Source organism: Cystobacter fuscus (assembly GCF_002305875.1).
Classification (GTDB): Bacteria; Myxococcota; Myxococcia; order Myxococcales; family Myxococcaceae; genus Cystobacter; species Cystobacter fuscus_A.
In genome coordinates this window covers 6,905,851-6,917,615 of the sequence record NZ_CP022098.1, presented here as the reverse complement: position 1 = coordinate 6,917,615, position 11,765 = coordinate 6,905,851, and the positions used below count along the sequence as shown (strand labels likewise).

Sequence of the window (11,765 nt, the reverse complement as noted above, 5' to 3'; positions counted from 1 at the left end):
GGGAGGCCCCGGCGGTGGGGCACTCTTTCTGGAGGAACCGGGCGGGCCGCCGAAAATGGGAACCGCCCTTTTCCCTTTCATTTTCAGAATCGCCAGCCGGCTCCCGCGGAGACGACTCCCGCGGGGCGCACGGAGGGCCGCTGCTCCGAGGGCAGCTGGCGCAGCAGGAGCTGGCCCTGCACGAGCACGAAGGCGTGGCTCCACAGGGGAATCTCCACTCCGGCCACGGGCCCCACGGCCACCCCGAGCGCATGGCGCGGCGCGAGCGGAGGCGCGCCGAAGTTGTCCTGGATTTCCTCCTCGGCATCGCGGCGCATTGTCTGCTGTATCCCGGTGAGCTCCACCGAGAGGCCCAGGTGCGGCACGAGCGCCCACTCCAGCCAACGGTAGCCCGCGGCCACGCCCAGACCGAGCGCGCGCTCGGTGATGTCGAGCGCCACGCCCCGGTAGGAAGCGCCGGTGGCGGAGAGTGTTCCCAGGGCCCACCACGAGCCCCAGGTGTGGCGGTAGCCGAGCCCCCCCGCGAGCCGGTGACCCGAGCCCGGCACGGGCGCGCTCTCCAGCCTCGCCAGGCCCAGCAGCGCGGAGTTGCGCAGCGCCACGTAGCCCCCCTTCAACGCCACCTCGGTGAAGCGGCGCCAGACGAGCTTCTCCTCCAGCACCGGGCGCTCGCCGCCATAGGGCAGCTCCACCTCCAGCAGGCCCGTGCTCGCCCCGGCCCGCTTGCGCACCAGGTAGCGGCCCGGGGGAACCGCGAGCCGCAGTGGCCGCCCGGGCTGTTTGTCCACCTCGGCCACCACGTCCGAGCGGGGCTGACTCGCCACCACGAAGCGCCCGGAGCTCGGGGCCGGGAACACGAGCGCGCTGCGCGCGACCTCTGGCTCGGTGAGGATGAACTCGCCCGTGCCCGACAAATCCCAGGAGTAGGCCGGATGTTGTCCCGCGCTGCTGGAGCCCGCCACCGTGCGCCGGTAGGCATAGGCGTAGGCCTCGGAGAGCGACACCCTCCCATCCCCCTCCGCGTCCGCGTCTCCGCGCAGGCCGGTGAGCAGGTGGTGGGTGAAGAGCGAGCCCTCGAGGGCATCCCACTCCTCGGAGCTCTCTCCCGGCCCGCTCGAGGAGATGAGGACCTGGCCTCGCAGGGGCAGCCGCTCGAGCGATACGTCATAGGCGGGCGCGGCGCTGCCCCCCTTGCGCTGCGCCAGGGTGCCACTCTCGCACGCGTCCACGATGATCACGGCCAGCCGCGCGCCGAGCTGCTGGGTGGTGTCGCGCAACTCGGCGAGGGGCAGCCCGGTGCCGGTCAGGTGCAGCACGCCGGCCCGGGCATGCGAGGAGACGTAGATCACCAGGATCACGTCGTTGCCGGCGGAGCGGAGTTCGGCGATGCGGCCCGCCACCTCCGCCAGCCGCTGGCGCACGGCCGTGGCCGTCGGATCCACGAGGAGGTAGGCGCGGTCCGCGCGCACCCCGCCCAGCTCGACGAACAGCCTCCGGACACGCTCCGCGTCATCGTCCGCGAAGCGGAGCACCGCGTCCTCCGGAGCGCCCACGTTGGCGCCGATGGAGACCAGCAGGCGCACCGTCTCGGCCGGGGCGTGGGCCGGGAACAGGAGCAGCAGCGCCACCGGCAGGAAGAGGAAACACGAGGGCAGGGCGGGTCTCATCATTTCGGTTTCTGGAGGCGGAGCGCGCTCACGCGGCAGTCCGGGCAGGAGAGCGCCGGCTCCACGCGTCCGGCCTGTGCGCGGAGCTGGGCGAGCAGGGGCGCGGCCTCCAGCGGCCGGGGAGAGAAGACGGCGAAGAGCCACTCCGGGCCGGGTGCGTCATCGAGCACCACGCTGCCCGGAAGGAAGTCCCGTTGCAGCGCCGCCACGGGCACCGAGGCACCGCCTCCGAAGGGATGGAAGACGCTCGCCAGGCCGCGGCCATCGAGCTCGAGCACCAGCAGGTGGCCGGCCTCGGGCGCTTCGTAGGCGAAGCGCAGGGCATCCCCGGCACGCACCGGACTGTCCGGCCCGAGCAACGTGGGCGTTCCTCCCGCGCGTGCAGCCACTACCCTGAACTCGTTGCCCTTGTAACGCGGGCCCTCCTCTCGCGGGAGGAGGCGCGGCACGAGGAGCACGCCCACGAGCATCGGCACGCACGCGGCCAGCACGAGCCACGGACGGCGCCAGGAGCCCGGGGCGGGTCGGGCCGCCGCGCGGCGCTCGAGCTGGCGCAGGAAGCGCTCCGGGGGGCGTGCTCGCAGGAAGGCGTCACGGCCCGCGGTGAGGGCCGCGAGTTGGCCGCCACATGAGGGACAGCCCTCCACGTGGGAGCGGGAAGCCGCGGGTACCGGCTCACCGGCACTCAGGGCCTCGAGCACCACCGCGGGCGGGCACTCGGGGCCTCGGGGAGAAGGGGCAAGGGGCGGAGTCATCGGCTCTCCTCGTTGGGGTGTGCCCGCCAGAGCTGGCGGAGGCGTTCCTCGAACAGCTTGAGCTTCTTGCCCACCGTGCGGCGCGAGTAGCCCGTCCGCTCGGCGACCTCCTCCTGGGTGTAGCCGTCCAGGAAGTGCAGCACGCCGATGGCGCGCGTCTTGCCATCGAGCTGCCGCAGCGCCACGCCCAGCAGCGCGCGATGGTCGGCGTCGTCGGGCGAGCCCTGGGCCTGGGTCTCCAGGGTGGCGAGCTGGGCCTGCTCGGCCACGGGCTCGCGCCCGCGCCGCTCCATCAAGTCGAAGCAGCAGCGCGTGGCGACGGTGTAGAGCCACGCCAGCAGGGAGCCGTCCTTCCGGGGCGGGCCATAGCGGCGCACCCGCAGGAAGGTCTCCTGCAGGGCGTCCTCCGCGTCCTCCGGGCGGTGCACCAACTGGAGGCAGCGCCGGTGTACCAGGTAGCCGTATTGCTCGTAGAGCCGTCCCAACCACATGTCATCCATGCCGCTCGGCGCCCGAAGGCGCGCTCCTCCAGGAAATAGACCGCTCAGGAGCCGGAAAATGGGAACCGGGGTGGATGCTCAGAGGTCTTTTTCCATCCAGACGGTGTGATCGTCGATGCCGGGGGGATAGGGCTCGAGCGCGACGACCCGATACCCCAGGCGCTCGTAGAAGGCCTGGTTGTCGGGCAGCCGCTTCCGGGTGCCCGCGCGAAGGCGGACGAATCCGAGTTCCCGGGCGTGGGCCTCGAGGGCCTCCACCAGTCGACGCCCGACGCCCCGGGACTGCCAGGAGGGGTGCACGGCGATGCGCTTCAATTCGCCCTGGGGCATTGCACCGTCCACACGCCCCGCGGCCACCAGTTCGCCGTCCACGTGCACCACCACGGTCCGGCGAGGGACACGTTCCAGGTGCTGGCGCCAGTACGCCTCGTCCTCCCTCAGTGCGGTGGGGCGGGAAGGCAAGCGCGGCGCGAGTGGCAGGAAGGCCGCCTGTTGCACGGCCCACACGGCCGCGGCGTCCTCTGGGAGGGCCTCACGGATGAAGAGGGGAGAGGTCATGGCACTCCGACGTGGAAGGAGAAGGGCCGGTGATGCGGCCCTGCTGGAGCGGGGGTCCCCAGCTTCCCCCGGGAACCCCGGGCATGACAGCGTTGGCGGTGACCATGTCCCGTGGTTGGAGTTCTCAGCCGTGGCGGGCAGAGGGGCGGATTGAAGCCGCCCACTCGCGGACAGGCGTGCCCGCCCTTCAGTTCTAGAACGACAACCGGAAGTGGATGGACTTGGGCCGGGTGAGCTGATCGAAGCCCAGCGCGCTCAGGCTGTGTCCACGGCCCGAGTTCTTCACGCCAATCCATGGCAGCGCCGGATCCACCGAGTCACACCGGTTCATGTAGACGGTGCCGAACTCGAGCTGGGTGGCGAAGCGCGCGGCGCGCTCCCGATCCTTCGTCCAGACGCTCGCCGTCAGGCCCAGATCCGACTTGTTCATCCGCGCGAGCGCTTCCTCGTCCGAGTCCACCGGCGCGATGGGCAGCAGCGGCCCGAAGGACTCCTGCCGCATCAACTGCATGGAGTCGTCCAGCTCCGTGAGGAGCGTGGCCTCGAAGAAGCGGCCCTTGCCCTCCACCTGGGTCCGCTTGCCTCCCACCACCACCCGGGCCCCCTTGCCGCGGGCGTCCTCCACGAGCTGCTCCAGCTCCAGCGGGTGGTTGGGCTGCGCGATGGGGCCCAGCGTCGTCTTGTCACTCATCGGATCGCCGAGCACGTACCCGCGCACCAGCGCCTCGCACGCCTCGGTGAAGCGCTTGTAGATCGAGCGGTGCACGTAGACGCGCTCCACCGCGCAGCAGCTCTGGCCCGCGTTGTAGATGGCGCCGTCCACCACGTTCTCCACCGTCTTGTCGAAGTCACAGTCCGGTGCCACGTACGCGGGATCGTTCCCGCCCAGCTCCAGCCCCATGTGCCGGAAGCGCGCGGCGCCCGCCACCGTGAGCCGCTGTCCTCCGTACACCGAGCCGGTGAACACCACGTGGTCCACCCGCGCGTCGCCCACCACGCGCTCGCTGGTGGGGTGGTCGCAGTGCATCGCCTGGACGAGGTGCGGGGGCGCTCCCGCCTCGGAGAAGGCCCGGGCGAAGTGCTCCCCGCACAGGGGCGAGCGCGGCGAGTGCTTCACCACCACCGCGTTGCCCGCCAGCACCGCCGGCACCACCACGTTCACCGCGGTGAGCAGCGGGTAGTTCCACGCGGGAAGATCCACCACCACGCCCAGCGGCTCCTTGACGATCCGGCGCTCGAAGCCCGCCTTGGGCGGCAGCACGACGTCCGCCAGTGCCGTGTCCGCGATGGAGATCATGTACCGGGCGCGCTCGGCCATGCCGCGGATCTCTCCCCGTGCCTGGGCGAGCGGCTTGCCCATCATCCGGGAGATGTCCGTGGCGATGGCGTCCGCCTTCGCCTCCATGGCGGCGACCATGCGCTCGCACCAGTCCTTGCGCTGGGCGAGCGAGGTGGCTCGCGCCGCCCGGGCGGCGGCTCGGGCCTGATCGAGCACGGTGTTCACGGTGGCCTCGTCCGCGAGGGGAACGGTACAGGCGACATCGCCCGTGTAGGGATTGTCGACACTCAGGGTGGTCATGGCCGACAAGGGTAGTGCGCCGGGACACGTCTCGTCCCGGGGGATGTTCCGCGCGGAGCCCTTCGTGCGTTCGCTCCTGGACGGCCGGAGGGCCGGGACGTACGGTGCTTCCATGCGCCGTCCCCCGTTCGCGAGCCTCCTGCTCGCCGTCCTCGCGCTACCCGCCTGTATCTCCTCGCCCCCGCTCCGTCCTCCCGCCCCGACCCTGAGCGCCGTGGCGGACGCGCTCTTCGAGTCCGTCGAGCGCGAGGGCACCGGCGTGGGCGTCCTCGTGGTGGACGCGGCCACGGGCACGCCGCTCTACGCCCGGCGCGAGCACGCCCGCTCGCTCCCCGCGTCCACCATGAAGGTGGTGTCCACCTCGGCCGCCCTGTCCGCGTTCGGTCCGGACTTCCGCTTCCACACGCCCGTGTGGTTGGAAGGCGCGCAGCTTGGCAACCTCTTCCTCGGAGATCTCGTGGTGGAGGCGTCCGGAGATCCCTCCCTGGGCTCGTGGCGCTTTCCCGAGACGGCCCTGGCCTGTGAGCGGCTCGCCGACGCGCTGCTGGCCCGGGGCATCCGGCAGTGGCACGGGTCGGTCCAGGTGAGCCAGACCAACCCGGGGCCGTACGATCTCTATGGTCCGGGCTGGGCCTGGGACGACGCGGCCTCCGCCTACAGCGCGGCGCCCACCGCCTTCGTGTTCCGGGAGAACGTGGTGGACCTCACGCTCACGCGCCCCGAGGGCCAGGACTGTGCCTCGCCCCTGCGGCGGCCCCTGGAGGTGCGCTACACCCCGCCCATCGATGCGTCCTCGACCGTGGTGTACACCGACCCGGGCGCCCAGCGGGCCGGGGTGGGGTGCGTGCGCGAGCGAGGGACGGGACGCACGCGCTGCGTCTGGCGCGCGCCGGGAGGACAGTGCCCGAGCCAGGCGTCCCTACGCGTGTCCGTGGACGAGCCCCAGGCGCTGTTCACCGCCTGTCTGGAAGAGGCCCTGCGCGCGCGGGGCATCTGGCGCGTGCCGGAGGCGTCGGGGCAGGCCACCCCGCCCGCGCTCCTGCGACGCGAGTCGTTGCTGGACTTCGTCAGTCCCTCGCTCGCCGAGCTCGTGAAGGTGACGAACAAGGAATCCCTCAACCTCTACGCCGAGCGGCTCGCCTTGCGCTTCGCCCGCGAGCGCACGGGCAACGAGAGCTACGCCGCGCTGCGCGAGGCCATGGAGAAGGAGCTCGCGCGCCGGGGCATCCCGCCGCGACTGTTGCGGTCCGTGGATGGCAGTGGCTTGTCCCGCTACAACCTGGCCACCGCGCGGGGGATGGTGGGGGTGCTCGCCACCAGCCTCCAGGAGCCGTCCGCGAGCGCGCTGGTGGACAGCCTGCCCATTGCCGGCGTGGATGGCACGCTCGCGAACAGTGCCTTCCCGCCGGAGCTCCGGGGCCTCATCCGCGCCAAGACGGGGACGCTCTCGGGGCAGAAGGCCTACGTGGGGCTCGCCGAGCGCCCTCACGACGCCGAGCACCCCCGTGTCGTCTTCGCGCTCCTGCTGAGCAACCTCGACGAGCAGCCGGCCTACACGGCGGGCCAGGTGTTCGAGCGCTTCGCCGAGGCGATGGTGATGCTGCCTTCGCGCTGAACACCTGGCTGCCCCCGGCTCAGGGCTTGAGGTAGGGGCCGTCCACGCCCACCTTGCCCGGCGCCGGGTTGCCCGCGAGGTCGAGCACGTACACCCGCAGGTTGCCCTTGCCGGAGACGCTGGCGGTCAGCGTGCCGCTCGTCACCGTCTTCACGTCACCGGTGACGGCGTCCTTGTAGGTGCCGTTGGGGATGCCGTTGAAGGTGGCGCCGCCGGAGATGGTCACCAGCGCGAAGCTGTCCACGCCCTTGCTCGAGTCCGTGAAGCGCCGCTTGAAGGCCATGCCGCCCACGACGCCGTCCGTGGAGTATTGCCCCTTCTGGAGCGCGGGGATGCGCCGGCGGATCTGATTCAGGCGTTGCAGGTGCTTCGCCAGCGGCCTGGCGAGCGTCTCGGCGACCTTGCCCGAGGCGCTGCCCACCACACCGAAGTCCGAGGCCGAGACGCTGCCCTCGAGGTTGTCGCCGTAGTAGGCGCGGCCGGTGGTGGCCAGGGCGCACGTGGGACCGCAGTCGATTTGCTTGCCGGCCTGGAACTCGATCTCCGAGCCGTAATACAGCGTCGGGATGCCGCGGAAGGTCCACATCAGGCTCATGTTCTCCGCCCAGGCGTCGGTGCCTCCGGCGTAGCGGGTGCTGGACTTGTTCGGGCCGTAGTCGTGGGAGTCGACATACACGACGTTGTAGGTGGCGTCGTTGTAGCTGTCGTCCGAGTCCTTGCCGTTGAAGAAGGCGTTGCTGGCCTCGCCGAAGTTCATGTGCATGCGCATGTCGATCACGCTCATGCCGGAGAACTGGCTGTGATCCGGCGTGTGGTAGACATTGCCCTGGAGGAAGGCATTGGTGGACGTGGGCTGCGAGGCCGTGCCCTGGGTCTGCTCGTAGTTGTACTGCTCGAGCGCGGCCGTGGTGTCATCGGCGCTGTACGTGCGGCGCTCCTTCCAGGTGAAGAATTGCGCGGAGTGGTTGGGCGAGCCGCGGTTCCACTTGTCATTCACGAACGAGCCGACCTCGCCGAACATGAAGAAGTCCTTGCCCTTGGTGCCGAACTTGTCCTGGGCGTGCTGCTGGGCGGCCGGCAAGAGGCGCCGGTTCCAGGTGACGCGGGGGATGTGGACCGCGGTGTCGATGCGGAAGCCATCCACGCCCATGTCGATGTACTTGTTGTACACGTCGATGAGGAAGTTCTGCACGGGCGTGCTCTCCGTGTTGAAGTCCGCCAGATCCTCGTGGATCCAGCAACTGCGCGAGTCCTCGCCCTCCCAGTTTCCAATCCAGCACTGGTGGTAGTACTGCGCCGGGAACATGCCGGAGGTGGGGTTGGGCCACTGGCAGTTGTAGAGGCGGTAGCCCTCCTTGCTGTAGCCGCCCGTGGCGACGCCCCAGTTGCGGCAGGTATTGCCCGTGGGCTCGGCCGTCGACCACAGATCTCCGTTGTAATAGGACTTGCCGGAGGTGGGCTCCACGGTCAGACCGTCATAGGTGAAGCCAGACACGGGCGCGTCGTAGTACCAGCTCCACTGGCTGTCACGCACGCCGTAGACCTTGGGCGAGAACAGCCCCTTGGCGCCCCAGCGGCTGGAGTGGTTGTAGACCACGTCCTGGATGATCTTGATGCCCTTGGCGTGGGCGGCGTTGATGAGATCCTGGTAGCTCGCGCCGGAGGACTCCAGACGGGGGTCGACCCGGTAGAAGTCCCAGCCGTGGTAGCCGTGGTAGTCGTAGTCGGAGCGGTTGAGCACCACCGGGGTGATCCACACGGCGGAGAAGCCCAGGGCCTTGATGTAGTCGAGCTTCTGGATGAGGCCCTTGAAGTCACCGCGGAACATCGGATCGTTGTTGGCGGCGTTGCCCGACTGGGTGTGCATGCTGCCGCCGCGGTTGTTCGAGGAGTCGCCGTCGTAGAAGCGCGCGGTGAGCACGAAGTAGATGGAGTCCTCGCGGATGTCTCCCCCCAGCGGCTGTCCCGCGGCGGCGGGAGGCGGAGCATCCCCCGTGGTGGCCGAGGCCGAGAGGCTCGCGGCGGACTTGTTGCCCGCGGCATCGAAGGCCTTGACCGTGTAGAGGTAGGCGGTGCGGGCGCTCAGGCCGGTGTCGCTGTAGCTCGTGGACGTGGTGGTCCAGGTCTTCGTGCCCTGGGTGCCGCCGGTGCGCACCAGCTCGTAGCCCGTCACGGCGCGATCATCGGTCGAGGCGTTCCACGACAGCGTGATTTGAGTGCCGGAGGCCGAGGCGGTGAGCCCCGAGGGAATGGACGGTGCGCTCGTGTCGGGGGGCAGCGTCACGCACGGGGAGGCGGCGTTGGCGGTGACCACACCATCCTTGACGGTGATCAGCCCCGTTCCCAGGGAGTAGTCCGAGCTGTTGTTGTTGTCCCAGGTGGTGCCGTTGTTGAACGCGGCCTTCATTCCGGTGGCGGAGCCCAGGGCGACGGTCTTCTTCGCCCAGTTGGCGCAGGCGGTCTCGTTCATCGCCACGCCGGGCGCGGTGGTCCAGGTGCCACCGGTGGGCGCGTAATGGATGTTGACGGTGCTCCAGCCGCGCGTGCCGGTGAAGTAATACACCTCGGCCTGGTTGTTGGTGGAGGTGGTGCAGGGGGTACCCGCGTTGGCCAGGAGCTGGCCATTCTTGACCTGATGGGTGCCGCTGGTCGGGAGGTTGTAATTGGCACCAGACTGGTTGTTGTAGTTGTCCCAGTGGTTCTGCCCATCGGTGAAGACGGCCTGGAAGGTGCTCGCCGTCCCCGTGGTGAGCGTCGCCACCACCCAGCCTGTGCAGGCCGGGCTCAGGGTCGTGCCTGGTAGCGTCGTCCAGCTCCCGCTGGCATCATGGTGGATGTAGGGCGTGCTCCACGCCTTGTAGGGTGTGTAATAATAGACAGTGGCCGTGCCGGCGAACGCGGACGGACCCATCATCAACAGCGCCAGCAGGGCGCTTCCTTTCCAACGGACTCTCATGTGCTCGCGACCTTTCCAGGGGGTAAGGACAGCGGGCGCCGGTATAGTCTTCTTCCCTGTTTCTTGGAAATCGGGATGCTCTGATTAATCCCAAATGACTTGATGCGTCACGGAGGTGTCCATGCGGTTGCCATGTCTCGTGTTGGTGCTGGCTTCGTTGGGTGGGACGGGGGCCTGTCGTTCAACCGGGGAGGTGTACGAAACCCGGAGTGGGAACGAGTCCCCCGCCGGCGCGGCTTGTACGGATGATGCGGGGGAGGAGGACGACACGCTGGAACAAGCGCTGGCGGCCGCTCCTCTCTCCCATGTCTTCAACCATGGGCCCCTGAGGCTCGAGGGGAGGGTGGCGTGCCCTGGGGATGAGGACTGGATTCACGCCTATTCGGACTGCTGCAACCCGTCCGGTGCGCGGGTGCGCTGGGACGCCTCGCGGGGGCCTCTAGAGGTGGAGCTCCTCGACTCCGAGGGAAACCCGCTCCCGCTGGGCGCACCCGGCGACATCGTCCAGCGGCAACCGGGCGAGGTGTACCTGCTTCGCGCCGAGTACGGGGGCCGGTTCCTCGTGCGTGTGCGCACCAGCGGCGAGGTGGCGGTGCCGTACTCCGTCGAGCTGTTCGCGCCCGTGTTCGTCCGCTGAGCCATCCTCCATAGCTCCGCAGGCCACATCCGCGTGCCCTCCTTGTTGCTCCGTCGTCGACAACACGGGGGGATGCAGTGCGGCCTCACTCTCCGAGAAGGCAGTAAGGACGGCTCCGCTCGTGCTGGTATGCACCGTGCAACTCCCGCCGCGTCCACCCCCGGAGAACCCGATGATGAGACGCTCTGCGCTTCTGATGTTCCCAGTCCTGTTCGGCCTCGCCTGTGGCGAGAACGGCACCGCTCCTTCTTCCGCCGAGGAGTTCCAGGCCAGCTCCGCCGCGCTGTCGGCGGTCTTCTCGGGCAGGGTCCTGGATGCCAACAACCAGCCCATCGTCAATGCCCGCGTGACGGTGAATGGCATCAGCCGCTTCACCAACAGCACGGGGGCGTACTCCCTCTCGGTGACGGAGTCGCCAACGGGTTACGTGGTCGACATCCGCAAGGACGGCTACGGCCCGGTGAACAAGCTCCAGATGTCGGGCCAGCTCAGCCAGGTGTACGTGCTCCGCAAGGCCTACACGCAACAGATCAGACCCACGGTCAATAACACCCTCCTGGATCCGTCCTCCGGGATCCGCGTGGATGTACTCGCGAATACCCTGCGCACCGCGACGGGCGGTCTGCCCTCGGACAGCGTGCTGTTCTCCATCGTGCCGCACGGCCCGGACACCATGCCCGGTGACTTCACCGCGCGCAACGCGCTCGGCCAGACGGTGGCGCTCGAGACCGTGGGCGCGGTGACGCTGTCGGCCGTGGACAGCCAGGGCAACACGCTCGTGCTGGCCGCCGGGGCCACGATGAACGTGCGCCTGCCCGTGCCCGCCGCCCTTGGCGGCACCATGCCGGCCTGCGTGCTCAACGGGAGCTGTCGGACCGTGATGTGGCGGTTCAACCCGTCCACGGGTCTGTGGATCGAGCAGAGCGCGAGCCCCCAGTTCTCCACCACGGCCACGACGTTCCGGCTCACGGGCGTACGCCAGGGCGGCACCATCGATCCCCTGGATGGCCTGGGCTCCTGGAACACCGACATCGAGAAGGTCAACCCGTCCTGCTCCATCATCGAGTTCGTCAACATCCCCCTGCCTTGCTACAACCCGCTGAACACGACCCCCGAGCCCGGGCTGACCCTGGACCTCTCGCAGACGTCCTCGGGCGGCGCGGTGTGGACGAGCAGCGGGACCGTGCGCTCCAGCGCGACGTACATCGCGCAATACAACCTCCCCTCGAATGCCCCCCTTCAGTTGCAGGTGGCGTTCCCGGCGGGTGCCCCCTCTTATTGTGCCAACAACCTGACCCTGAGCCTGGTCCCAGGGCCGGCGATCCCGGGTAACACCATCTCGTACAACTCGGGTGCGCCCGCCTCCGGTCCGGGCTATCCGAAGGACTCGGCCGGCAACCCGATCGATCTCGAGGACGTGGGCCTCGGCAATCACACGTGCAGTTCGCACATCGCCATCCAGACGCACCCGTAAGGCGGCTCGCGTGGCACCGGCGGC

9 protein-coding genes are annotated in these 11,765 nt (G+C 69.4%); 3 read left to right on the top strand and 6 right to left on the bottom strand.

Features of this window, described 5'->3' with window-relative positions; genetic code table 11:
• Window positions 1-83: 83 nt before the first annotated feature.
• The 5 genes from CYFUS_RS28155 to CYFUS_RS28135 form a co-directional block, all read right to left on the bottom strand.
• The gene (locus CYFUS_RS28155; RefSeq protein ID WP_095988037.1) at window positions 84-1,670 is read right to left on the bottom strand and encodes a caspase family protein; all 1,587 of its coding nucleotides are present in this window, start codon (window positions 1,668-1,670) and stop codon (window positions 84-86) included.
• Window positions 1,667-2,422, bottom strand: coding sequence for a hypothetical protein (locus CYFUS_RS28150; RefSeq protein ID WP_157758702.1), 756 nt, complete (start codon window positions 2,420-2,422; stop codon window positions 1,667-1,669). Before CYFUS_RS28150 ends, CYFUS_RS28155 begins: the two co-directional genes overlap by 4 nt.
• Complete coding sequence (locus CYFUS_RS28145) at window positions 2,419-2,922, bottom strand: RNA polymerase sigma factor (RefSeq protein ID WP_095988035.1); 504 nt, start codon at window positions 2,920-2,922, stop codon at window positions 2,419-2,421. Before CYFUS_RS28145 ends, CYFUS_RS28150 begins: the two co-directional genes overlap by 4 nt.
• 78 nt (window positions 2,923-3,000) lie before the next feature.
• Window positions 3,001-3,480 carry a GNAT family N-acetyltransferase gene (locus CYFUS_RS28140; protein WP_095988034.1) on the bottom strand — a complete coding sequence of 160 codons (480 nt, stop codon included), beginning with the start codon at window positions 3,478-3,480 and terminating at the stop codon, window positions 3,001-3,003.
• Window positions 3,481-3,673: 193 nt separating this feature from the next.
• Window positions 3,674-5,059 (bottom strand): aldehyde dehydrogenase family protein, encoded by a 1,386-nt coding sequence (locus tag CYFUS_RS28135; RefSeq protein ID WP_095988033.1) that lies wholly within the window; start codon window positions 5,057-5,059, stop codon window positions 3,674-3,676.
• A gap of 112 nt (window positions 5,060-5,171) precedes the next feature.
• On the opposite strand from CYFUS_RS28135, the gene dacB reads away from it, so the two are divergent.
• A complete protein-coding gene (gene dacB / locus CYFUS_RS28130; RefSeq protein WP_095992270.1) occupies window positions 5,172-6,674 on the top strand; it encodes a D-alanyl-D-alanine carboxypeptidase/D-alanyl-D-alanine-endopeptidase in 1,503 nt (500 codons plus the stop codon).
• Window positions 6,675-6,693: 19 nt separating this feature from the next.
• Here the strand turns inward: dacB and CYFUS_RS28125 are convergent, their stop codons facing one another.
• On the bottom strand, window positions 6,694-9,630 hold the full coding sequence (locus CYFUS_RS28125; RefSeq protein WP_095988032.1) for a carbohydrate binding domain-containing protein: 2,937 nt from the start codon (window positions 9,628-9,630) through the stop codon (window positions 6,694-6,696).
• Between the two features lie 121 nt (window positions 9,631-9,751).
• Between CYFUS_RS28125 and CYFUS_RS28120 the strand changes: the two genes are divergently transcribed.
• Window positions 9,752-10,267, top strand: a complete 516-nt coding sequence (locus CYFUS_RS28120; RefSeq protein WP_095988031.1) for a hypothetical protein — start codon at window positions 9,752-9,754, stop codon at window positions 10,265-10,267.
• 172 nt (window positions 10,268-10,439) lie between these two features.
• The gene (locus tag CYFUS_RS28115) at window positions 10,440-11,741 is read left to right on the top strand and encodes a carboxypeptidase-like regulatory domain-containing protein (RefSeq protein WP_232536853.1); all 1,302 of its coding nucleotides are present in this window, start codon (window positions 10,440-10,442) and stop codon (window positions 11,739-11,741) included.
• Window positions 11,742-11,765: the final 24 nt, after the last annotated feature.

What these genes read in the sequence shown, in the direction of transcription:
- CYFUS_RS28140 (WP_095988034.1), bottom strand. Translation starts at nt 3,480, where the DNA reads ATGACCTCTCCCCTCTTCATCCGTGAGGCCCTCCCAGAGGACGCCGCG.
- CYFUS_RS28120 (WP_095988031.1), top strand. Translation starts at nt 9,752, where the DNA reads ATGCGGTTGCCATGTCTCGTGTTGGTGCTGGCTTCGTTGGGTGGGACG.
- CYFUS_RS28135 (WP_095988033.1), bottom strand. Translation starts at nt 5,059, where the DNA reads ATGACCACCCTGAGTGTCGACAATCCCTACACGGGCGATGTCGCCTGT.
- dacB (WP_095992270.1), top strand. Translation starts at nt 5,172, where the DNA reads ATGCGCCGTCCCCCGTTCGCGAGCCTCCTGCTCGCCGTCCTCGCGCTA.
- CYFUS_RS28125 (WP_095988032.1), bottom strand. Translation starts at nt 9,630, where the DNA reads ATGAGAGTCCGTTGGAAAGGAAGCGCCCTGCTGGCGCTGTTGATGATG.
- CYFUS_RS28115 (WP_232536853.1), top strand. Translation starts at nt 10,440, where the DNA reads ATGATGAGACGCTCTGCGCTTCTGATGTTCCCAGTCCTGTTCGGCCTC.
- CYFUS_RS28155 (WP_095988037.1), bottom strand. Translation starts at nt 1,670, where the DNA reads ATGATGAGACCCGCCCTGCCCTCGTGTTTCCTCTTCCTGCCGGTGGCG.
- CYFUS_RS28145 (WP_095988035.1), bottom strand. Translation starts at nt 2,922, where the DNA reads ATGGATGACATGTGGTTGGGACGGCTCTACGAGCAATACGGCTACCTG.
- CYFUS_RS28150 (WP_157758702.1), bottom strand. Translation starts at nt 2,422, where the DNA reads ATGACTCCGCCCCTTGCCCCTTCTCCCCGAGGCCCCGAGTGCCCGCCC.